Genomic DNA, 23,600 nt, shown 5'->3' with positions numbered 1-23,600 from the left:
CCATTACTCACTGTGTCTGGTCAATCGCTGCGAAACAACGTGCGGCGCAATCGCCAGCGTGTTGCTGCTGTCACCGGCATTTTTCAGATTCTCCGCAAGCTTGCGCATCATCAACGCATTGTCACGTGCATACGGCGAAGACTGAATTTGCTGATCCAGCAGCTGGCTCAGATGCCAGTCGAGCTGCTGCAAATCGCGCGCGCTGACATCATCCGGCAGCGTGCGCTGCAGGTTTTGCATCAGCCAGCCACGCAGGAACTCGCCGTCATAATTGCGCGGCTGATAGAGCATCTGATAGGCCCGCAACGCATTGCGACTGTAATCGTTATCGGTGCCCGGATCGTCACGCAGCAAATTGGTGATCTGCTGCGCCACGCGCGGCAGCAGTAAAGACTTAAGCGCATTTTGATAAAGCGCCCACGCCGCATCGCTGACCTGATTGCCGCGATACAGCCCAACGCGCATGGTAAGCGGTGGATTGTCGAGGGAAAAACGCTCGGAGAGCGGCAGTTTCACCAGGTTATTTAAGAAGGGTAGCAGATCAAAAATATTATCGGCGGGCTGATGGATCACCTGCTGACTCTGGGTGGTGATCGGCGCGAGGCGTTCGGCAACCTGGTCCAGATAACGCTGATTCTGAATATAGCTGGTGAGCCACAAACAGGAGAGCAGCAGCAGTGCGCCGGTCAGCACGCCATAACCGATCCAGTGGAACAGGCGGTTGCGGTATTCCCAATGGCGATTGCTGCCCGCCAGGCCGCTCTCGCGGAACACTAAATCGCTCAGCAAATCGCGGATAAAGAAACTCTGTCCTTTGTTGCCGGGGATCGGACTGCTGCGATCGACGCTATTCCACGCGGCGAGGCTGCTTTCACCGGTATGCGGCAGCTGCAGCTTGCGGTTCAGCTCGCCCATGATGCGGTCAAACGGTAAACCTTCCTGCGTGCCGCTGGTGAAGAACAGGCCGCGCGCCGACCAGGCGATCGGCTCCTGATGGCTGGTAAACACCACATCGAGATACTCATTCAGCAGCGGACGCAGCGAACTGAACTCTTGCGGGAACAGGAAGCTGTCGGCGCGCTGGGTGAGATCGCGCTCGCCGGCCATGACGTCGGCCAGTTGCTGCTGTAAACGCTGTTCTAAGTGCTGATATTGCTGGCTAAAGCTGCGGTGCCAGTCGTCTTTATGCGGTTTGCCCGGTTCCCACGGGAAAGTGAAGCCCCAAATCGCATCGCGCTGCGGCTTGCTGAGCGTGCCGTAAAAACTCATAAACCCTTTCAGCAGGTCGGTTTTGGTCACCATCACATACACCGGGAAGTGAATGCCGGTGTGCTGATGCAGCTCCGCCATGCGTTCTCGTAGCGCGCTGGCCTGCGCATGGCGCGCTTCGGCTGAATCGGTCAGCAGATCGGAGACGCTGATGGTCATGATCACGCCGTTGATCGGCTGACGGGTGCGATAGCGCTTTAGCAGATTGATGAAACTGTGCCACTCCGCGCCATCGCGCGCGCGTTGGCTCTCCTGCAACGCGTAACGTCCGGCGGTATCGATCAGCACCGCGCTGTCAGTGAACCACCAATCGCAGTGGCGCGTGCCGCCCACGCCGCGAATTGCCGCTTTGCCGAGGCTGTCAGTGAGCGGGAATTGCAGGCCAGCGTTGAGTAGTGCGGTAGTTTTACCGGCGCCCGGCGCGCCAATCATCACGTACCACGGCAGCTGATAAAGGTAGTGACTTTGAAAACGTGCCAGCCAGCTCTGCTGATGACGACGACCAAACTGGGTGCGCTTTAAACGCAGCGCTGCTTCACTGAAGCGCTGCGCCAGCAGGGTTTCGGTGGCCTGACGATCGGATAACTCTTCCTGGCTCATCTGCTGCAGACGGTTGAGCAACTTGCTGTTAAACCAGCCGCGCCACAGTGCAGGAATAAACTGGAACAGCAGCCAGAGCAGATACAGCAGTCCCACCGCTAACTGGCGCGGCAATACTGGCTCGAGCGGGCGCGTATCGCCCCAGCTCCACAGCGGTCCGAGCATCCACAGCACGCAGCTCAATGCCGTGACGCCAATCAGGCTCCACAGCAGGCGATGGGTTAACAGATGTTGCAGTGATGCGCGCATCATTGGCCTCCCTGATGATTGCCGAGGGTTTCCGGTGTCACAAACAGGGTGATTTCCACCCGACGATTGCGGGCGCGGTTTTCATTACTGTCGTTCGGCAGCAGCGGATTGCTGTCGCCGCGACCTTCCGCTTTCACGCTGTGACCTTCCGCGAGCTGCGGATTAAGCAGCTGCATGATGGCGCGTGCGCGCGCAGAGGAGAATTCGTAGCTGGAGGCGAAACGGCCATCGACCGGGCTGTTATCGGTATACACCGACACCAAAACCGTGCCTTTAACGGTTTTCATTGCGCTGGCGACATGCGCCAGCAGCGCCCGTCCCACCTGATTCACCACCGTGCCGTCGCTGGAGAACAGTTTGTCAGCGGGGATGATCACTTTGCTGCCGAACGCGCCGTCGCTCACTTCCAGCTGTCCGGCGGCAATCACATCATTCAGACGTTGATGCAGATCAAGCAGCGCTTGAGGGGAAGTAGGGCGACGTCCTGGCGTGATTTGTGGCAGAGGGGTTTGATAGATGGTGCGCAGCAGCGGTTCGGCGGCATTGCCGAGTCGCCAGTTCAGTCCGCTGTAAATCAGGCTCGCCACCAGCGTGGCCAGGGTAACGCAGGCCCAAAGCGGCACCATCGGACGCGTCAGGGTGCTGACCAGCGGATGCACTTCCACCAGCGGCACCGCCGGATTGGCGCTCGCCGGGCGATGTTCCGTAATGAGTTGTGCCAGGCGTTTGCGGATGGCTTCACACTGCGCGCGGCCGCTGTCACTGCCGCGATAACGGCCTTCATAACCAAGCAGCAGGCAATAGTGGATCAGTTCCAGCAGCCACAGATGCTGCTGCGGGCTTTGCGATACGCGCGACAACAGCTGGAAAACTTTCTCTCCGCCCCAGCTTTCATTGTGAAAGGTGACCAGCATGCCGTTGCCGGACCACACGCCGCGCGTGCCCCACGGCGTTTGCGCTGCGGCTTCATCCAGTACGCTGCACAGGCAGTAGCGCGCGCCGATAATCATCTCAAAAGGTAAGCCCGCTTGTTTACAGCGTTGTTCGAATTGGCGGATCTCTTCGATCAGTAACTGGCGCAATCCGGCAGGATCGTCATGTGTCGCGGCCTGCCGTATACGTACCACGGCATTCAGGATGGGTGCTGCGGCATTAAGCAAAAGGTTATCATTGCCCGCGACAATGCCATCGCGAGCAAGGGAATCCTGAGTCATTAAATCTTGGTTATCCAGGCAAGGGCGAAAATCACAGCCCGCAGAGCAAGCGCTTCTGCGGGCATTGTGCGCCGGATTGCATTATCAGTCTAAAATCCAGGTCGCGGTATCGTTAGTGCGACAAGCCTTGCTGGCGCCGCCAACGGCCACACAAACCTGTTTGCTGTTGCGGCGGGGGCGCGGACGATCGCTTCGAATGGTCGCGTCGTAACGGCTGCTCTCCACGCCCGCTTTCGGCGGAATATAGCCAATTAACTGGCCGTTAGGCTCATCAGCCACTGCCAGCCAGCTGTGTTCAACACGGCCGAGCACTTCAAACGGTTTGGCGTTATCAAGATAGCGCACTACCTTGCCACCATAATCAGGCGTGGTCATTACCGAGGCAGCATACAGCGCGCGATAACTCTCATTGACCGGCGTGAATTCGCCAGGTGCTGCCACCGCATGACGATGGACCAGTTGGACGCCATTCACTTCACTGGTTACCAGCGTGTCATCTGTAACGGGTGGCGGTGGCGCTTTGCAAGCAGCCAGACTTAATACCGCCAGCAACACAAGCACGAGACTCTTATTCACCATGATCCTCAAATTTCATCAGATTAGCTGCAGAGTAATCTGCGGCACGGGCCGTTAAGGCAGGCAGATTAAGCAGCGAGAAAGCCATCAAAAAAACAGACAGATTACAGAAAGATAGTGCTGAACTAAGTCTACCTAAGACTTTTGAGAATTCAAACCATTGCACCATGAGAAATCCCGTGCTAGCGGGCGAAAAAGCAGCGCAGGCCGATGATATAAAACACATAGTCACGGTGATAGATAAGCTGAGTTAATTTATTCGCTGCAGTTAACGATGCGAGGCAGCGCAACGGCATTTGGTCGCTGTTAGTACCAAACGAAAATGGTAAATAAGATTAATCTATTTGTATGAAGCAAAAAAGATTGCCTTGCGAAACAATTTTCTCAATTTCGGAATTTCCGGGCCCAATTCTGCCACGTTTAAACGCAGCACGGCATGGCTTTTGCTTGACCCTCTGTTTACACCGCTAAACCGCTGGAGAAAGCAATGAATCGGGCTTTGAACTATCTACGTGCTAGCCGCGCCAGCGAGATTGCGAGCCTGCAACGGTTGCTGCGGACCGGCGAACAGATTACCGCCATCAGTGAATTGATCCATGTGCTGCAGCGTGAACGTGGAGCCAGCAATATCTGGCTGTGCTCGGCTGGTCGACTGTTTGGTGAAGAGCTAGCACAGCGCGCTGCGGAGGTAGAACTGCGCGAACAGCGTGCAATGGCGGTGCTGCCGGAAGCAGAGGCGCAGCCCGGCTATAGCCGATTTTGCATGCTGATCGCGACTGCGCTTCAGGCGCTGGACAGTCTGCCGGCGCTGCGTCAGCAAGTACACAGCCGCACCGTGACGCAGGCGCAGGCGATGGATGCGTTTAATCACATCATCTGCACCTTACTCAATCTGGTATTTGAAGCGGCGGATACCGCCAGTGAGCCGGACATCTCGCGTGCGTTAATCGCGCTATTTAGCTTTATGCAAGGCAAAGAGCTGGCCGGACAGGAGCGCGCCACCGGTTCAGCGGGATTCGCTGCCGGTGAATTTACCGAGACGCAACGGCAGCGCATTCAGGTGTTGATCGCTGCGCAGGAGCAAAGCTTTGCGACTTTCAGCCAATTTTCTGATGCGGAAAATCTACAACGCTGGCAGGCGATAGCCGATGCCGGCAGCCAAATTGAGCGGCTAAGACGCATCGCCTGCACCGGCGCACAGTGCGGTGAAAATGGCGTGTTGCAGTGGTTTAGTCTGCTCAGTTCGCGTCTCGATCAGATGAAACAGATTGAAGATACGCTGTGCGCCACGCTGATGAATCGCTGTCAGTGTGCGATTGCGGCTGCCCAGCACAGTGAATCTCCGCCGATAGCCATCGGAGAAGAGGCCAGTTTCTCGCTTTATATCGCGGGTGCCAGCTGGCTGTCAGGCGTTGAAACCACGCTGGACAGCAATGGCCTCGCGCCCCAGCTCGGGCGTTCGGTGCTGGCGTTGATCCGTGAGCAGTCGCAGCGTCTGCAGACGCAGGCCGATGAACTCGCCTCGATGCGCGCGTCACTGGATGAACGCAAAATTATCGATCAGGCGAAAAGCTGGTTGATGCAGCAGCACGGTTTCAGCGAGCAGGATGCGTGGCAGGCGCTGCGTAAGAGCGCCATGAACCAGAACAAACGGGTGCTGGAAATAGCCCTGGCGGTGCTGGCGGTTGCCGCCACGCTCAAGGCATAACTCGAAGGAGGTAGCTGCACAAACCCTGTGCGTAGAGTGCGTCAGCGCAGTGCAAAAACGACGCATCATCAGCGCATTTATAGCGCCAGCCTTGATAAAACGGCCTGATATTTTTGGCACAGGCTTTGCAATACCTTACAGACATTGCGCATTTGTTTCGCCAACGGCGGTGAAGCGAGTGCTTTGGATAAAGGCGTCCGGCCCCATGTTTTTGCGACATGCGGGAGGACGCCTTTTTTTATTCTTTTTTTCAGGATGCGCATGATGAGCAAAACGCGGTTCACATTGTCACGACGTCAATTTCTCCTGGGTAGCGCGGCGGTCGGTGGCAGCTATCTACTGCCGGGATTACGCAATGCGGTATGGGCTGCCGGTTCCGATGCGCCCGAAAAGAGCAACATTCGCGTCGGCTTTATTCCGCTCACCGACTGCGCGCCGGTGGTGATGGCGTCAGTAAAAGGCTTCGATAAAAAATACGGTCTGACGCTGCAACCGAGTAAAGAAGCCAGCTGGGCGGCGGTGCGCGACAAGCTCACCGCTGGCGAATTGGATGCCGCGCACGCGTTGTACGGCATGATTTATGGTCTGCAGTTGGGCATTGCCGGGCCTCAGCATGAGATGGCTAACCTGATGACGCTCAACAACAACGGGCAGGCCATCACCCTGGCGAATCAGCTTAAAGATCAGAAAGTTACTGATGCGGCCAGCCTGCAAAAATTAATCGCCAGCCAAGCCAAAGGCAGCTTTACCTTCGCGCATACCTTCCCAACCAGTACACACGCCATGTGGCTCTATTACTGGCTGGCCAACGCCGGTATCGACCCGTTTGAGGATGTGCGCACCGTGGTGGTCCCGCCACCGCAAATGGTGATGAACATGAAGATGGGCAACATGAGTGGCTTCTGCGTTGGCGAGCCGTGGAACCAGCGTGCTATCAGCGACAACATCGGTTTTACCGCCACCACCACACAGCAAATTTGGCCGGATCATCCGGAAAAAATTCTCGCCACGCGCGCCGCCTGGGTGCAAGAGAACCCCAATACCGCCCGTGCGCTGACCGCCGCAGTGCTGGAAGCCGCGCGCTGGATCGATGCCTCCGACGCTAACCGCAAAGAGACCGCGCAGGTGCTGGCCGGACGCGCGTGGATCAACACCAAAGTGGAAACGCTGGAAGGGCGCATGCTCGGTCAGTACGAAAATGGCCTCGGTCAGCGCTGGCAGGACGCGCACGGTATGCGCTTCTTCCGCGACGGTGAAGTGAGCTTCCCGTGGATTTCCGACGGCATGTGGTTCCTGACGCAGATGAAGCGCTGGGGCATGCTGCAAACCGCGCCTGATTATGCAGCAGTGGCGCGTCAGATCAACCGTATTGATATCTACAAACAGGCCGCCAGCGCGGTGGGCGGCATTAGCGTCCCAGCCGGCGAGATGCGCAGCAGCACACTGTTCGACGGCAAAGTATGGGACGGCAGCAATCCAGCCGCTTATGCCGACAGTTTTGCCCTTAAACGCCGTTAAGTGAGGTCATGATGAAATCTGAAGCACGCTCGCTCAATACCGCGCCGATCGCCGCGCCACCGGCGCAGGTGATTGCACTCAAGGTAACGCCCGCACCGCGTCGGGGTCAACGCTGGCTCCGTCCCCTGCTGCAGCGGCTAATCCCCGCCAGTTGCGGCCTGATTCTGCTGCTGTTTGTCTGGCAACTGGCTTCAATGTCCAGTAAAGGCTTCCCCACGCCATATGCCACCTGGCAAGCCGCCGTCACGCTGTTTGCCGATCCGTTTTACAACAACGGGCCCAACGATCAGGGCATCGGCTGGAACGTGGTCGCCTCGCTGCAGCGGGTGGCAATCGGCTTTGGTCTGGCGGCGCTGGTGGGCGTTCCCGCCGGATTCCTGATTGGCCGTTTTACCTTTATCGCGCACATGCTCAACCCGATCATCGCGTTGCTGCGTCCGGTCAGTCCACTTGCCTGGTTGCCGATTGGCCTGCTGCTGTTCCAGCGCGCTGAACCGGCATCAAGCTGGACCATTTTCATCTGCTCCATCTGGCCGATGGTGATCAACACCGCCGAAGGCGTACAGCGAATTCCGCAGGATTATCTCAATGTGGCGCGCGTGCTGCGGCTCAATGAGTGGACAGTGATGCGCCGCATTCTGTTCCCAGCGGTGCTGCCTGCAGTGTTAACCGGTATGCGTTTATCGATGGGCATCGCATGGCTGGTGATTGTCGCTGCGGAAATGCTAACCGGTGGGCTCGGTATCGGTTTCTGGATTTGGAACGAGTGGAACAACCTCAATGTGGAAAACATCCTGATTGCCATCGTGGTGATTGGCGTGGTCGGTTTACTGCTCGAACAGGCGCTGATGTTACTGGCACGCCGCTTTAGCTGGGAAAAATAAGGAGCCGATGATGAATCCAATTATTCGCGTACAGCAGGTCAGCCAGCGCTTCAATACCGCAGGCGGCGAGTTCCTCGCCCTCGATAACGTCAGTTTTGATATCCACGAAGGTGAAACCCTCAGCCTGATTGGTCACTCCGGCTGCGGAAAGTCCACGCTTCTCAATTTGATAGCCGGGCTGACGCAGCCGAGTAGCGGCGTGTTGCTGTGTGACAACCGCGAAATCAGCGGTCCCGGTCCGGAGCGTGCGGTGGTGTTCCAGAACCATTCGTTGCTGCCGTGGCTGACCGCCTACCAAAACGTGGAGCTGGCGGTGCAGCAAGTGTTCAAAGGAAAAATGAGCAAAAGAGAGATGAGCGAGTGGATCGAACACAACCTCAATCGCGTGCAGATGAGTCACGCGCTGCATAAGCGTCCGTCGGAGATCTCCGGCGGCATGAAGCAGCGTGTCGGGATTGCGCGTGCGCTGGCCATGCAGCCGCGTGTGCTGCTGCTGGATGAACCGTTCGGTGCGCTGGATGCGCTAACGCGCGCTCATCTGCAAGACAGCGTGATGCGCATCCAGCAGGAGCTCAATACCACCATTGTGCTGATTACGCACGATGTCGATGAGGCGGTGTTGCTGTCAGATCGCGTGTTGATGATGACCAACGGCCCCGCCGCGCAGGTCGGTGACATTCTCAACATCGACCTGCCGCGTCCACGTTCACGGGTAGCGTTAGCCGACGAGCCGCGCTATCACCAGCTGCGTCAGCGGATTCTGCATTTCCTGTATGAAAAGCAAACGGCTGTGGCGTAAGGGGACAACCATGTTGCAGCGACTGGTAGTGATCGGGAACGGCATGGCGGCGATGCGCATGGTGGAAATCTTGCTGCAACGTGCACCGGGTCGCTACGCCATCACGGTGATTGGCCGTGAGCCGCACGGCAATTACAACCGGGTGCTGCTGTCGCCGGTGCTGGCGGGCGAAAAAGCCTTTGCTGACACGGTGCTCCACGAACCCGAATGGTATGCGGCACATCAGGTGCAGTTGCTTATGGGGGAAGAGGCGCTGCAGGTGGATATCCCTACGCGCACAGTACTAACCGACCAGCGCACCCTGCACTGGGACAAGCTGGTGTTCGCCTGCGGTTCGAGGCCGCGCATGCCGGATCTGCCCGGCATCCATCGCCCACAGGTGCAGGGTTTCCGCACGGTGCGAGACGTGGAGGCCATGCTCGCGCAGCAAGGTCCGGTGGTGGTGCTGGGCGGCGGATTGATTGGCGTGGAAGCCGCAGCGGCGCTGCGTCAGCGTGGACGTGACGTAACGCTGCTGCATCATCGTCCGTGGCTGCTTGATCGCCAGCTGGATGCCAAAGCGGGTGCGCTGTTGCAGCAGCATCTGGCACAGCGCGGTATTCGCTGTCGGCTCGGCGTCACTTTGCAGGCCATTGACGCCGAAAGCGTCACGCTCGGCGATGGGGCGGTTATCGCAGCGGAGCAGGTGGTGATCGCCATCGGCGTGCTGCCGGAGATCGCGCTGGCGCAGGCGGCGGGCGTGCCTTGCCAGCGCGGCATTCTGGTTAACCGTCAACTGCAAACCGCGCTTCCGCATGTGTATGCGCTGGGTGAGTGCTGCGAAATCAGCGGCGAAACCTTTGGCTTGATTGCGCCTTGTCTGACGCAGGCCGCCGTGCTGGCAGCACAACTGGCGGGTGAACCCGTGGCCGACTTTCACTATCAGGAAAACGGTACGCGGCTGAAAGTCAGCGGCATTGAGATGTTCAGTGCGGGCGATATCAGCGAAGGCGACGCCATCAGCAGCTTTGACCCGCTGCACCAGCACTATCGCCGACTGTTTTTGCGCAATGGCGCACTGCGCGGCGTGCTGCTGTTTGGCGACAGCCAGGCGGCAGGCACGCTGCTACCACAACTTCAACAGGCCGCGCAGGTGGGCATTAACGCACTGTTCGGTCTTGACGACAACACAACGCAGCCAAGCGCTGCAGGAAGCCAGATGATGAGCAAACCTCTTCTCGCCGTGGTTGGACATGGCATGGTCAGCCACCATTTTCTCGAACAGCTGGTGAGTCGTGAACTGCATCAGCACTATCACATCGTGGTATACGGCGATGAGCCGCAGATGGCCTACGATCGCGTGCATCTTACCGAATACTTCAACGGTAAAAGCGCGGACGATTTGTCACTGGTCTGCGATAACTTCTTTCAGCAACACGGCATCGAACTGCGCAGCGGTTGTGAAGTGGTGGCAATTGACAGTGCAAAACGCAGCCTGCGTGATGCCAGCGGCGCGGAATTGACCTGGGATAAACTGGTGCTGGCGACCGGCTCGGTGCCGTTTGTACCGCCGGTTCCCGGCCACGATCACGCGCGTTGTTTTGTATACCGCACACTGGCCGATCTGGATGCGATTGCTGACTGTGCCCGTAATGCGACGCGCGGGGTGGTGATTGGAGGCGGGCTGCTCGGACTGGAAGCCGCCAACGCATTGAAACAGCTCGGTCTGGAAACCCATGTGGTGGAGTTCGCGCCGCGTCTGATGGCGGTGCAATTGGATGACGGCGGCGCGCAGATGCTGCGCGGCAAAATCAGCGCGCTGGGCGTTCAAGTTCATACCAGCAAGCAAACTGAAGCGATTGAGAGTCTGCCGGATGGCAGCCTGCAGCTGCGTTTTGCCGATGGCAGCCTGCTGGCAACGGACCTGCTGGTATTTTCAGCGGGTATTCGTCCGCGTGATGCACTGGCGCGCGCCGCCGGTCTGCAACTGGGTGAACGCGGCGGCATTCTGATCAACGACGCTTGCGCCACCAGCGCCGCAGATGTCTATGCGATTGGTGAATGCGCGCTGTGGCAAGGGCAAATTTTCGGTTTGGTTGCGCCGGGATATCAAATGGCGCGCGTACTGGCGGCGCAGCTGGCGCAGGAAGAACTGGCGTTCAGCGGTGCCGACATGAGCACGAAACTGAAACTGCTCGGCGTGGAAGTGGCGTCATTTGGCGATGCGCACGGGCGCACCGCTGACAGCCAAAGTTATCAGTGGATCGATAATCCAAAGGGCATCTACAAAAAACTGGTGGTGTGCAAAGATCGCAAAACGCTGCTTGGCGGCGTGCTGGTGGGCGACAGCGCAGATTACGCCAGCCTGCTGCAGATGATGCTGAATCAGTTACCGTTACCAGAAGAGCCGGAAAGCCTGATTTTGCCCCAGTTAGCGGGTGCGCCGGCTAAAGCGCTGGGTGTCGCGGCGTTGCCAGACAGCGCGCAAATCTGCTCGTGCCATAACGTCAGCAAGGCGGACATTTGCGGGGCAGTGCAGGGCGGCTGCGGTGACATGGCGGCGATCAAAAGCTGCACCAAAGCGGCAACCGGCTGCGGTGGGTGTAGCGCATTAGTCAAACAGGTGATGGAGTTCCAGCTCGCCAGTCAGGGCGTGGAAGTGAAGAAGGATATCTGTGAACACTTTGCCTACTCGCGTCAAGAGCTGTATCACCTGATCCGCGTCGGCAACATCACCACCTTTGAGCAGCTATTGCAGCTCAACGGACGCGGACAGGGCTGTGAAGTGTGCAAGCCGCTGGTGGGATCATTGCTGGCATCATGCTGGAATGACTACTTACTGAAGCCCGAACATCTGCCGCTGCAGGATACCAACGATCGCTACTTCGCCAACATCCAGAAAGATGGCACCTATTCGGTGGTACCGCGTGTGCCAGCCGGTGAAATTACGCCGCAAGGGCTAATTGCGATTGGTGAAGTAGCCGCTCGTTACGATCTCTACACCAAAATCACCGGCGGTCAGCGCATCGATCTGTTCGGTGCGCGGCTCGATCAGTTACCGGATATCTGGGAACACTTAATCGCGGCGGGTTTTGAAACCGGTCACGCTTATGGCAAATCGCTGCGCACGGTAAAATCCTGCGTGGGGTCAACCTGGTGCCGTTACGGCGTGCAGGATTCTACCGCCTTCGCCATCGCATTAGAGAATCGCTACAAAGGGCTGCGCGCCCCGCACAAAATTAAAATGGCGGTTTCCGGCTGCACGCGTGAATGCGCTGAAGCGCAGAGCAAGGACATTGGCGTAATCGCCACGGAAAAAGGCTGGAACCTGTATGTCTGCGGCAACGGCGGGATGAAACCGCGTCATGCCGATTTGTTCGCCAGCGATCTCGATGATGAAACGCTGCTGCGCTACGTTGACCGCATCTTGATGTTCTATGTGCGCACCGCCGATCGTCTGCAGCGCACCAGCGTGTGGATGGATAACATGGAAGGCGGACTCGACTACCTGCGTCAGGTGGTGATCGAAGATTCACTCGGTATAGCCGTGCAACTGGAGCAGGAGATGCAGCGCGTGGTGGAGCGCTATCAGTGCGAATGGCACAGCACGCTGCAGGATCCTTCGCGTCGCGCCTTGTTTACCGCCACCGTCAACAGCGAGCAGCCTGACGAGACGCTCAACTATGTGCAGGTGCGCGGTCAGCGTCAGCCCGCGACGGCGGACAGCATTCCCGTTACCACGTTGCCGGCAGAACCCTGGAGTGCCATTTGCCTTGTCGACGCTATCCCGCCGTCTGCGGGCATGGGTGCGCGGTTAGGCGGTCAGCGTGTGGCCTTGTTCCGCTTGGGCGAGGCGATTTATGCGCTGGAAGATATTGAGCCCGGCACGCAAGCCAGCGTGCTGTCGCGTGGCATTCTCGGCGACGTAGCGGGCGAGCCGGTGGTGATATCACCGCTCTACAAGCAGCGCGTGCGGCTGCGCGACGGACAAAGTCTCGATAACGCCGAGCATCAGCTGCGCTGCTGGCCGGTGCGCGTGGAGGGCGGCAAAGTGTGGCTCGGGCATCAGCCGATTATTGCGCTGGCGGCGGCCTCATGAAAACCACCTGTCCGTACTGCGGCGTGGGCTGTGGCGTGGAGGTGAAAGCCCTCGATGCGCCGGTGAGCGGCGACCGCCAGCATCCGGCTAATTTCGGTCGGCTGTGCGTCAAAGGTTCAGCGCTGGGCGAGACCCTGATGCATGACGGTCGTTTGCTCTGGCCGCAGATTGATGGTCAGCGCGTCAGTATCGATGCCGCACTGGACCATGTGGCGGCGGGTTTCCGGCGCATCATCGATCAACATGGCCCGCAGGCGGTGGCCTTTTACGGCTCCGGTCAACTGCTAACGGAGGATTATTACACCGCCAATAAGCTGATGAAGGGCTTTATTGGCTCTGCCAACATCGATACCAATTCACGGCTGTGTATGGCTTCGGCGGTGGTGGGTTACAAACGCGCTTTCGGTGCCGATGCGGTGCCGTGCTGCTATGACGATCTTGAACAAGCCGATGTTGTGGTGTTAGTCGGCTCCAACGCGGCATGGGCGCATCCAGTGGCGTGGCAGCGGCTGGTGCAGGCCAAAGCCGAACGCCCTGAGATGCAGCTGGTGGTGATCGATCCGCGTCGTACTGCCAGCTGTGACCTTGCTGATGTTCATCTGGCGCTGCAACCGGGATCTGATAGCGCGCTGTTTGCCGGGCTGCTGAACTGGCTGGCGCACCATGAGGGTATCGATGCCAGTATGTTGCCGCATCTGGCCAATGTGGAAGCGACCTTAGCCGCCTGTGAGGCGTGGGATGTGGCGACGGTCGCCGCTGCCTGCCAGATGAGTGAGCATGACATTGTGGCATTTTGGCAGCTGTTCGCAGCGCAGCCGCGCGTGCTGACGCTGTGGTGCATGGGCATCAATCAGTCACAAACCGGCAGCGATAACAACAACGCCATCCTCAATGCGCATCTGCTCAGCGGCAAAATCGGCCGTGCGGGCTGCGGACCGTTTTCGCTGACCGGACAGCCCAACGCCATGGGCGGCCGTGAAGTGGGCGGCTTAGCCAATCAGCTGGCGGCGCACATGGGCTTTAGCGCAGCAGAGGTTGATCGTGTTGCGCGCTTTTGGCGGAGCGATCGTGTTGCGCAGCAGCCGGGACTGACGGCAGTTTATCTGTTCAATGCCATCGAACGCGGCGACGTCAAGGCAGTGTGGATCATGGGTACCAATCCTGCCGTTTCGATGCCGGAAGGTAACCGCGTGGCACACGCGCTGGCGAAATGCGAGCTGGTGGTGGTGTCGGAAGTCAGCGCCCACAGCGACACGGCACAATTTGCTGATGTGCTACTGCCGGCGCAGGCATGGGGCGAGAAAAACGGCACCGTGACCAATTCGGAGCGGCGTATCTCACGCCAGCGCAGTTTTATTGCGCCAGCCGGTGAGGCCAAAGCGGATTGGTGGCTGCTGGCGCAGGTGGCGCAGCGACTCGGTTTTGGCGCGGCCTTTGCCTGGCAGCATCCAGGCGAGATTTTCGCCGAGCATGCCGCGCTGTCTGGTTTTGAGAATCGCGGCACGCGCGCCTTTGATATCAGCGCGCTGGCAACCATCACGCGTGAGCAATATGACCAGTTAGCCCCGGTGCAGTGGCCGATCACTGCCGCGTCACCCAACGGCACCGCGCGGCTGTTTGCCGATCGCCGCTTTTACCATGCCGATGGAAAAGCGCGTCTGCTGCCGCCCGCGATACCGGTTAAAACCCTCATGACCACTGATTATCCGCTGCTGATGAATACCGGCCGCATCCGAGATCAGTGGCACACCATGACGCGCACCGGCAACGTGCCGCGACTGATGCAGCATTACGATGAACCCTTTGTCGCGCTAAATCCGCTGGATGCGGCGGCGTACGGCTTGAGCCACGGCGATGTGACGCGCGTGCAGTCGGCGCTGGGCTGGTGCAGTGGACGCGTCACCCTCGACAGCGGCCTGCAGCGTGGGCAAATCTTTGTGCCGATGCACTGGACAAGACAGTTCAGCGGGCAGGCCAACGTCGATGGATTAGTCGCGGCCAGCTGTTGTCCCGATTCCGCTCAGCCAGCGTTAAAACAAACGGCGGTGCGCTTGCAACTACTGCGTCCAGCGTGGCAAGGCTGGCTGTGGCTGCCGGACATCATCACGCCGCCTGCACTACTCTACTGGTCGCGAGCCCCACAGCCCGGCGTGCAGCGCTATGTGCTGGCGGGCAGCGCTCATGCTGGCGAATGGCTGATGCAACTGCCGGGCATGTCCGCATTGCAATGGCAGCAGGCGCAGGCGGGACAGCAATTGCACTGGCTTGGCTGGCGCGAGGGCAAGTTGGCATGCGCCTTTTATGCCGCGCCCTGGCTACCAGACATCGATCACCCATTTATCGCGCGGGCCTTCAGCCAGCCGCCCGATTTGCCGCAGCAGCGACATGCGCTGTTGGGCGGGCGACCGGCGCAGGGCGGCAGCCACGGACGTACCCTTTGCAGCTGCTTTGGCGTCGGTGAAGTGGCGATTCGCCGGGCCATCGCTGAGGGCTGTGATTCCCCGGCAGCGCTCGGCGCGGTGTTGAAATGCGGCACCAACTGTGGCTCCTGTATCCCGGAGCTCAAACAACTGCTCTCATCTCTGCGCGTGGCGCAGTAACGGAAAACATCATGACGCAAGCCAGTGAATCCCTCGACAAGCTGTTTAATCCGCGTGACGGCGAACACGCGCAAGGTGGCGTCTGGCTGGTTGGGGCTGGGCCGGGAGACGTAGAACTGCTCACCTTAAAAGCATGGAGGCTGATCAACAGCGCCGACGTTGTGGTGTATGACCGGTTGGTGAGCGAGGCGATCATGGCGGAAGTGCCGCCGGAGACGCTGGCGATTGATGTCGGCAAGAAGCCCGGCAGCCACGGGTTAAAGCAGGCGCAAACTAATCAGCTGCTGGTGGATTTAGCCCGCAGCGGGCGGCAAGTGGTGCGGCTCAAAGGCGGCGATCCCTTTATTTTCGGGCGCGGCGGTGAAGAGATGCTCTATCTGCAACAGGCGGGAATAGCCTGCCAGATCGTGCCGGGTATTACCGCCGCCGCCGGATGCGCGGCAGCCAGCGGCATTCCGCTAACGCACCGTGATTGCGCACAGTCGCTGCGGTTAATTACCGGTCACGGCAAAAGCGGTGAACCGCAGCTGGATGATGCCAGCCTCGCCGCCAATAACCAGACGCTGGTGTTTTATATGGGGCTGAAGTGGAGCGCCAGCATCAGCGCACAGCTGCAGGCGCAGGGCCGCAACGCGCAGACGCCGGTGGCAATCATTGAGAATGGCACGCGTGCCGATCAGCGGGTGATGATCACTACGCTGGCTGAGCTGGCACACACTGTTGAGGTGCAACAAGCCCAATCGCCGGCGTTATTGTTGGTGGGTGACGTGGTGCACTTTTATCGCCAACCGGTCAGGATTAATGCACATTCGAGCAATGTAGCGGCGCCATTTATGGCGACCAATCAGCCCGCAATTTCACTTATGGCTAAATAAGCTCACATTTCCCCCCTTTAATCCGCGCTTTAGCCTGTCAGGGTTTTGGCATTCTATGCTCAGAATTCCTGCCAGCTGAGGTAAGTCGTGGCTGAAGAGAGTAACGAGGACAAAACAGAATCGCCCACGCCCCACCGACTTGAAAAAGCGCGTGAGGAGGGGCAGATTCCGCGTTCGCGCGAGCTGACTTCAGTGATGATGCTGTTGATTGGATTGCTGATCCTGTGGGTCGGCGGCAACAGCATGGCGGAGCGTCTGGCCAGCATGGTCGCCACCGGATTTCGTTTTGATCACGGCATGGTAAACGATGACAAAGTGATCATTGGTCATATCGGCAGCCTGATTAAGCAGGCGGTGATCGCGCTGCTGCCGCTGATGGGCGGCTTAGTGGTGGTGGCGATTGCCGGGCCGATGGCGCTGGGCGGCCTTAACTTCAGCGGCAAATCCATTAAGTTCGATCTCAAAAAGCTCAACCCGCTCACCGGTATTGGCCGCATGTTCTCCGGCCAAACCGCTGCAGAGCTGGTGAAATCGATCATGAAAGCGGTGCTGGTTGGGCTGGTGGCTGGCTGGTACATCTGGAGCCATTGGGAAGAGATGCTGCGTTTGATGAGCGAATCGCCGATCAACGCGCTACATCATGGTTTGTCGATGATCGCCGCCTGCTGTGGGCTGATCATGCTGGGCCTGTTCCCGATGGTGGGTTTTGATGTGTTCTGGCAGCTCTACAGCTACTTCAAAAAGCTGAAGATGACGCGCCAGGAAATTCGCGACGAACACAAACAAAACGAAGGCGACCCGCACGTTAAAGGGCGTATTCGCCAGGCGATGCGCGCGGCGGCACGCCGTCGCATGATGGCCGATGTACCGAAAGCCGACGTTATCGTCACTAACCCGACGCACTACTCGGTGGCGCTGAAGTATCAGGAAGGCAAGATGAGCGCGCCCAAAGTGGTGGCCAAAGGCGCGGGCGATATCGCCCTGAAGATTCGTGAGCTCGCCAAAGAGCACCGCATCCCGATTCTTGAAGCACCGCCGCTGGCGCGTGCGTTGTATCGACACACCGAAATTGGTCAGTTCATCCCCGGCGCGCTGTATGGCGCGGTAGCGGAAGTGCTGGCCTGGGTTTGGCAGCTGCGACGCTGGAAGCGCGAAGGCGGCCTGATTCCAAACAAACCAAAAAACCTGCCGGTTCCGGCAGACATGGACTTTGCAGGAGAGAACACTAACGATGGCTAATTTAGCCGAGAAGCTGCGTTTACCGGGCAACTTTAAAGACACGCAATGGCAAGTGCTGGCGGGCCCGGTACTGATCATGTTGATCTTGTCGATGATGGTGCTGCCGTTACCCGCATTCATTCTTGACCTGCTGTTCACCTTTAACATTGCGCTGTCGATCATGGTGCTGCTGGTGGCAATGTTCACCCAGCGCACGCTGGAGTTCGCCGCCTTCCCGACCATTCTGCTGTTCTCGACGCTGCTGCGTCTGGCGCTGAACGTTGCGTCAACCCGTATCATTCTGTTGGAGGGCCACACCGGCGCCGATGCGGCCGGACGCGTGGTGGAAGCCTTCGGTCACTTCCTCGTTGGCGGTAACTTCGCCATCGGTATCGTGGTGTTCATCATCCTCGTTATCATCAACTTCATGGTTATCACCAAGGGTGCGGGACGTATTGCCGAAGTCGGCGCGCGTTTTGTGCTGGATGGGATGCCCGGTAAGCAGATGGCGATTGATGCTGACCTCAACGCCGGCTTGATTGGCGAACAGGAAGCCAAGCAACGCCGTACCGAAGTGACGCAGGAAGCCGATTTCTACGGCTCAATGGACGGTGCGAGTAAGTTCGTTCGTGGTGACGCCATCGCCGGCATCCTGATCATGGTGATCAACATCATCGGCGGCCTGTTGGTCGGCGTGGTGCAGCACGGCATGGATCTCGGTCACGCCGGTGAAACCTACACGCTGTTGACCATCGGTGACGGCCTGGTAGCACAGATTCCGGCGCTGGTGATCTCCACCGCCGCAGGTGTCATCGTAACGCGCGTGGGCACCGATCAGGACGTCGGCGAGCAGATGGTAACGCAGCTATTCAAGAACCCGCGCGTGCTGATGCTGAGCGGCGGCGTGATTGGTTTGCTCGGCCTGGTGCCGGGCATGCCAAACCTGGTGTTCCTGCTGTTTACCGCTGCGCTATTAGGGCTTGCCTGGTGGTTACGCGGTCGCGAAATGCAGCCGAAGAAACCGGCGGAAGCCTCCAGTCTGGTGAAAACCCAGGAAACGCCGGCCACGGTGGAAGCGTCGTGGACCGATGTGCAGCTGGAAGATTCGCTCGGTATGGAAGTGGGTTATCGCCTGATTCCGATGGTCGATCACCTGCAAAACGGCGAACTTTTGGGGCGTATCCGCAGTATTCGTAAGAAGGTGGCACAAGAGGTGGGCTTTCTGCCGCCGGTGGTGCATATCCGTGACAACATGGAGCTGCCACCCGCGCGTTACCGCATCCTGATGAAAGGCGTAGAAATTGGCAGTGGCGATGCTTACCCGGGCCGCTGGATGGCGATCAACCCCGGCACCGCCGCTGGTTCGCTGCCGGGCGAGCCAACCGTCGATCCGGCCTTTGGTCTGGCGGCGATCTGGATCGACAGCGCCCTGAAAGAGCAGGCGCAGATTCAGGGCTTTACCGTGGTGGAAGCCAGCACCGTGGTGGCGACGCACCTCAATCACCTGATTGGCCAATACGCCAGCGAGCTGTTTGGCCGTCAGGAAGCGCAGCAGCTGTTGGATCGCGTCACGCAAGAGATGCCGAAGCTGACCGAAGATCTGGTGCCGGGCGTCATCACGCTGACTACGCTGCACAAAGTGCTGCAAAACCTGCTGACCGAGCGCGTCTCGATTCGCGATATGCGCACCATTATTGAAACGCTGGCGGAACATGCGCCAGTGCAGAACGATCCGCAAGAGCTCACCAGCGTTGTGCGTGTGGCGCTGGGACGGGCGATTACCCAACAGTGGTTCCCGGGCAACGGCGAAGTGCAGGTGATCGGCCTGGATGCCACGCTGGAACGCCTGTTGCTGCAGGCGCTGCAAGGTGGCGGTGGACTCGAGCCAGGTCTGGCAGATCGCTTACTGGTGCAGGCGCAAGGCGCACTGCAGCAGCAAGAGATGGCAGGCGCGCCGCCGGTGCTGCTGGTCAATCATCCGCTGCGTGCGTTGCTGGCACGCTTCCTGCGGCGCAATCTGCCGCAGCTGATTGTGCTGTCGAATATGGAGCTGACCGACAACCGTCAAATCCGCATGACCGCCACCATTGGAGGCAAGTAATGCGTCGCTGGTGCTGGGCAGTAATGATGATGCCGTTGATGGCGCTGCCGCTGGCTGTTGATGCGTCCAGCGGTGCCTGGACAGCCAACGCCAGCGGCCCAAGCCTTGGCGTGCGCGGTAACTGGCTGATGACGCCTGCGCTGCGTGCGCCTTCCAGCGCGCCGGGCAATATTTCGCTGGTGTACTGGCGTTATCAGCTCAGCCGTCCTGAGCCCTCGGGTTTGGTGGTGCGCTTATGTGCGGGCGATCGTTGTGTCGAGATTGAAGGCGCCAGCGGCAGTACGCGCGGCTTAGCCAACGTGGCGGCGGAAGAGACGCTGCATCTTGCATTTGGCTTTCAGGGGAAGGGCGCATTGCCGCCCGGTTTACGCGTGGTGAGCAGTGAAGTGACGGTGAATTATCAGTAACGCGTGCTACCTCGGCGACGCGCCCTGCGCCGCCGAGTGCAGTAATTAAGGCTTGTCTCCCTGACCGTAAATCGGGGGTGAAGCCAGTTTTGCATCCTCTCTTAACCCTTTTACCTGCTTCGCATCCACTTTGGCCGCCGCCGGATTACCAAACTGCTGGGTAACAAAGTTACTGACGTCAGCCACCTGCTGGTCACTCAGCTCAGGCGCAAAAGGCGGCATAAAGACTTCGCCCTCGCGCATATGGCGATGCACACCGTTGAGGACCACCGATACCACGTTCAGCGCATCTGCCGCGCCGGTGCTGGTGTGGTGGAACAGCGACGGGTAGGCATGGAAACCGCTGCCCGATCCCGCACCTTCCGCGCCGTGACAGCTGGCACAGTTACCGGCAAACACCACCGCGCCGGGCTGAGCATGGCGGGTCGCATCATCGGCGCCGCGCAGTGCAATCAGCGCGGTGGAAGGTTGTCCCCAGCTGTCGCGCGCGCGGGTTTGCTGCGCGTCCGGCTGCGGCTTAACGCTGCGCAGATAGGTGGCGATGTCCTGCAGATCACTCTCGGGGAGATATTGCAGGCTGTGCTCAATCGCTTCGGCCATCGGTCCGGAGGCGCTGGCTTTGTTGGCGACAAAGCCGGTTTTCAGGTAGGTCACCAGCTGCTGCTGGCTCCAGTCACCGATGCCTGCCTGCTTATCGGGTGTGATGTTGTACGCCATCCAGCCGCCGAGATCGCCGCCGGCCAATGCTTTATCGTTGTCCATGCCCATGGTCAGATTACGCGGCGTATGGCAGGTGCCGCAGTGCGCCAGCGCTTCAACCAGATAGCGGCCGTTATTCCACTGCGCGCTCTGCTGCGTATCGTTCTGCAATTCGCCTTTATCGAAGTTAAACCATTTCCAGAAACGCATGCCCCAGCGTTGGTTAAACGGGAACGGCAGGTCGGTTTGCGGTGAAGCCTGATGCACCGGCGGCATCGACATGAGATAGGCTTTGATTGCCAGCACATCGTCGCGCTTCATTTTGGTAAAGGAGTCATACGGCATCGCCGGATAGAGCTGCTCGCCATTTTTGCCAATGCCGTCGCGCACCGCAGCAACGAACTGATCGTCACTCCAGCTGCCGATACCGTACTGCTTATCGGAGGAGATATTGCTGCCCCAGATCTGGCCGAAAGGCGTACTGACCGCAAAGCCGCCGCCAAACAGCGGGCCGTTGGTGGCGGTATGACAGGCGGTACAGTCACCGGCGCGCGCCAGATATTCGCCGCGCTTAATTTGAGCGGCATTGTCTGCCGCCTGCGCCACGGCGCACTGCATCAGGACCACCGCGATAGCGGCCTGAATCAATACAGGTTTCATCGGGTGCTCCTTACAAGCTTGCCAGAACGCTATCGGCCATACGCAGCGCCAGCGCGGTTCCGGTCAGCGTTGAGTTGACCGTCGAGGCCGACGGCATAATACCGGTACCGGCGATAAACAGGTTCGGGTGATCGTGGGAGCGACAGTGACCATCCACCACCGAATCCTGCGGATTGCTGCCCATGATCATGGTACCGGTGATATGTTGGTTGTTGTCGTAGACGCCGCGTTTACTGTAGACCGCCTCGGTGCCGCCCATCTCTTTCACCATGCGCTGGAAGTCGATCATCGACTGGTCATAGCCGCGATGCACATATTCCGGGAAGCGGTAGTAAACCTCGAGGCGGGGAATACCCCAGGCATCCTTCTCGGTTTTGCTCAGCGTGACGCGGTTCTGCGGCTCCGGCAGCATCTCCAGCAGGCACTTGAGCTGAACAAAACGCTCGGCCTGGAAGGCCAGCTTGTGGTTGAGCGCCTTGCCGTAATAGCCCTGACGCACCAGACGTTCGGTGAGATAACGCACCGGCGAGGTGTTGGCGAGGTCGATACGCAGCGCCGAGCGCTCACCACGGAAATCGCCGTCGCGCATATTGTTGATGCTGCCAGGACGCATCGGCCCACGGCCAAACCACACCGGCTCATCGGCGTAGAACTCTACCGACGATCCTGGATGATCCATCAGGTTGCGGCCCACCATGCCGGAACTGTTGGCGATGCCGTCCGGGTAGCGATCGCTGGTGGAGAGCAGCAGGATTTTCGGGCTTTCGATGCCGTTGGCGGTCAGGACAAACTGTTTGCCAGTGACGCGATGGCGCGCTTTGTTCTGATCGAGATAGTGCACCGCCTGAATGGTGCCTTTGTCGTCAGCCTCAATGCGGAACACCACCGCATTGGTGACGATTTTGACACCGGCATCCAGCGCCTTACGCGCGGCGATGCCGCCGTGGTACTGCGCATCGATCGGGCAAACCGGCATGCAGTTGTTGTTGCCGCAGCAGGCCGGACGCCCGTCATAGGCGATACTGTTACGCGCCTGCGGACCAATGCCCACCTCATAACCCAGCGGACCGAGTCGCTGCTTCAGACGATCGAAGCCATACGGCAGCGGAATGCCCGGCAACGGATAAGGGCGCGAACGCGGCGAAGCCAGATCGCTGTCACCGGACACGCCCATCTGGTATTCGGCGTCGCAGTAATAGGGTTCCAGCTCGTCATAGCTGATCGGCCAGTCGCGGCCAATGCCGTACAGCGACTGAATGCGCATATCGTTCGGCAACAGGCGGAACGCTTGTCCAGCCCAGTGCCATGTGGTGCCGCCGGTGCCGCGCAGATATTGGGCGCGATAGGGATCCGGGCCTTTTTGAATCAGGTAATTGTTATCGCTGGGAATGAATTTAGGCTGCGGTGCCCACGGCTGCGGCGGATACGGTTCGGTGAAGTCGCCCTTAAACGGCGAGTTGCGGAAATACTCCACCGCCTGATCGCGCTTAATCTCCGGGCCGGACTCCAGCATCAATACCGAAGCGCCTGCTTTGGCCATCTTCAGCGCCGCCAGTGAACCGGCAATGCCGGCGCCAATCACCACCACATCGGCGCTTAATGAATCAGACATGTGCTCTCCTTGCAGGCGGCTGCGTCCAGAAGTTAGGTTGCCCCGGCGCGTAGCTCGGTGGTAACAGGGAATCACGCACCAGCTGATAGCTGACGATATTCTCAAAAGCGATACATTGCGGGCGCGGCAGCGGGCCGACAACGCCGAGATACCAGCCGGAAACCAGCGCCTGATAAAGATCGTCGAGGGCTTTGGGTTGGGTACTCAGCAGCGTCAGCAGGCTGCTGCCGTTGGCGGCAGGTTGCTGCTGCAGTAGCGCGCTGAGCGTATCAAGCAGGCTGTCCAGCTGCGGGAAATGCGCGTGCAGCCAGCTGTAGAGGCGCTGCGCCAGCAAGGCATCCGGCTGGTCCAGTCCGGTTAATCGGACGGAAATCGCAGTAAAACTGGCGGACGGAGCCACTGCGGCGGCCAGCGGTGGCGAGGCGAAAGCCAGGCTGCCGGGGAGCGCCTGCGTCAGGACGCCAGCCACCAACAGGCCCGCCGTGCCGGTCAGCAACCGGCGGCGTGAAAGAGTCATCATGGAAATTCCCGAA

The 23,600-nt window shown here is 59.2% G+C and carries 16 protein-coding genes; 10 read left to right on the top strand and 6 right to left on the bottom strand.

What is annotated here, in order from left to right:
- Nucleotides 1-3 precede the first annotated feature (3 nt).
- The 3 genes from tssM to P6287_RS11115 all read right to left on the bottom strand — a co-directional run bounded on the left by tssM (nt 4) and on the right by P6287_RS11115 (nt 3,908).
- Nucleotides 4-2,118, bottom strand: coding sequence for a type VI secretion system membrane subunit TssM (gene tssM, locus P6287_RS11125; RefSeq protein WP_277974928.1), 2,115 nt, complete (start codon nt 2,116-2,118; stop codon nt 4-6).
- Nucleotides 2,118-3,332 carry a type IVB secretion system protein IcmH/DotU gene (gene icmH, locus P6287_RS11120; protein WP_101764124.1) on the bottom strand — a complete coding sequence of 405 codons (1,215 nt, stop codon included), beginning with the start codon at nt 3,330-3,332 and terminating at the stop codon, nt 2,118-2,120. The genes tssM and icmH overlap by 1 nt, the downstream gene beginning before the upstream one ends.
- Before the next feature lie 84 nt (nt 3,333-3,416).
- The gene (locus P6287_RS11115) at nt 3,417-3,908 is read right to left on the bottom strand and encodes a hypothetical protein (RefSeq protein WP_101764607.1); all 492 of its coding nucleotides are present in this window, start codon (nt 3,906-3,908) and stop codon (nt 3,417-3,419) included.
- Between the two features lie 487 nt (nt 3,909-4,395).
- Here P6287_RS11115 and P6287_RS11110 point away from each other — a divergent pair, with 487 nt between their 5' ends.
- From P6287_RS11110 to P6287_RS11065, 10 genes are all read left to right on the top strand, one after another.
- Nucleotides 4,396-5,616 (top strand): nitrate regulatory protein, encoded by a 1,221-nt coding sequence (locus P6287_RS11110; protein ID WP_101764125.1) that lies wholly within the window; start codon nt 4,396-4,398, stop codon nt 5,614-5,616.
- Between the two features lie 264 nt (nt 5,617-5,880).
- The gene (locus P6287_RS11105; RefSeq protein WP_277974927.1) at nt 5,881-7,134 is read left to right on the top strand and encodes a CmpA/NrtA family ABC transporter substrate-binding protein; all 1,254 of its coding nucleotides are present in this window, start codon (nt 5,881-5,883) and stop codon (nt 7,132-7,134) included.
- 11 nt (nt 7,135-7,145) lie between these two features.
- On the top strand, nt 7,146-8,018 hold the full coding sequence (ntrB, locus tag P6287_RS11100; protein WP_101764127.1) for a nitrate ABC transporter permease: 873 nt from the start codon (nt 7,146-7,148) through the stop codon (nt 8,016-8,018).
- Between the two features lie 10 nt (nt 8,019-8,028).
- Nucleotides 8,029-8,817, top strand: a complete 789-nt coding sequence (locus P6287_RS11095; RefSeq protein ID WP_101764128.1) for an ABC transporter ATP-binding protein — start codon at nt 8,029-8,031, stop codon at nt 8,815-8,817.
- Nucleotides 8,818-8,827: 10 nt separating this feature from the next.
- On the top strand, nt 8,828-12,895 hold the full coding sequence (gene nirB / locus P6287_RS11090; protein WP_277973702.1) for a nitrite reductase large subunit NirB: 4,068 nt from the start codon (nt 8,828-8,830) through the stop codon (nt 12,893-12,895).
- Nucleotides 12,892-15,495, top strand: a complete 2,604-nt coding sequence (locus tag P6287_RS11085) for a nitrate reductase (RefSeq protein WP_277973701.1) — start codon at nt 12,892-12,894, stop codon at nt 15,493-15,495. The genes nirB and P6287_RS11085 overlap by 4 nt, the downstream gene beginning before the upstream one ends.
- A gap of 11 nt (nt 15,496-15,506) precedes the next feature.
- Nucleotides 15,507-16,370 carry a uroporphyrinogen-III C-methyltransferase gene (cobA, locus tag P6287_RS11080; RefSeq protein WP_137385963.1) on the top strand — a complete coding sequence of 288 codons (864 nt, stop codon included), beginning with the start codon at nt 15,507-15,509 and terminating at the stop codon, nt 16,368-16,370.
- An 87-nt stretch (nt 16,371-16,457) separates the two neighbouring features.
- The gene (gene flhB, locus P6287_RS11075) at nt 16,458-17,609 is read left to right on the top strand and encodes a flagellar biosynthesis protein FlhB (protein ID WP_101764132.1); all 1,152 of its coding nucleotides are present in this window, start codon (nt 16,458-16,460) and stop codon (nt 17,607-17,609) included.
- On the top strand, nt 17,602-19,689 hold the full coding sequence (flhA, locus tag P6287_RS11070) for a flagellar biosynthesis protein FlhA (protein ID WP_101764133.1): 2,088 nt from the start codon (nt 17,602-17,604) through the stop codon (nt 19,687-19,689). The genes flhB and flhA overlap by 8 nt, the downstream gene beginning before the upstream one ends.
- On the top strand, nt 19,689-20,096 hold the full coding sequence (locus P6287_RS11065; RefSeq protein ID WP_277973700.1) for a flagellar protein FlhE: 408 nt from the start codon (nt 19,689-19,691) through the stop codon (nt 20,094-20,096). The genes flhA and P6287_RS11065 overlap by 1 nt, the downstream gene beginning before the upstream one ends.
- Before the next feature lie 45 nt (nt 20,097-20,141).
- On the opposite strand, the gene P6287_RS11060 is transcribed toward P6287_RS11065, so the two are convergent.
- The 3 genes from P6287_RS11060 to P6287_RS11050 are packed head-to-tail and all read right to left on the bottom strand — an operon-like array spanning nt 20,142 to nt 23,587.
- The gene (locus P6287_RS11060; RefSeq protein WP_277973699.1) at nt 20,142-21,455 is read right to left on the bottom strand and encodes a cytochrome c; all 1,314 of its coding nucleotides are present in this window, start codon (nt 21,453-21,455) and stop codon (nt 20,142-20,144) included.
- 10 nt (nt 21,456-21,465) lie between these two features.
- Nucleotides 21,466-23,067 (bottom strand): GMC family oxidoreductase, encoded by a 1,602-nt coding sequence (locus P6287_RS11055; RefSeq protein ID WP_277973698.1) that lies wholly within the window; start codon nt 23,065-23,067, stop codon nt 21,466-21,468.
- A complete protein-coding gene (locus P6287_RS11050) occupies nt 23,060-23,587 on the bottom strand; it encodes a sugar dehydrogenase complex small subunit (protein WP_271459654.1) in 528 nt (175 codons plus the stop codon). Before P6287_RS11050 ends, P6287_RS11055 begins: the two co-directional genes overlap by 8 nt.
- Nucleotides 23,588-23,600 lie beyond the last annotated feature (13 nt).

It is taken from the genome of Pantoea sp. X85 (assembly GCF_029623675.1).
In the GTDB taxonomy this organism is placed as follows: Bacteria; Pseudomonadota; Gammaproteobacteria; order Enterobacterales; family Enterobacteriaceae; genus Pantoea; species Pantoea leporis.
Note: the sequence above shows the minus strand (reverse complement) of the source record. Positions and strands in the feature narration are given on the sequence as shown.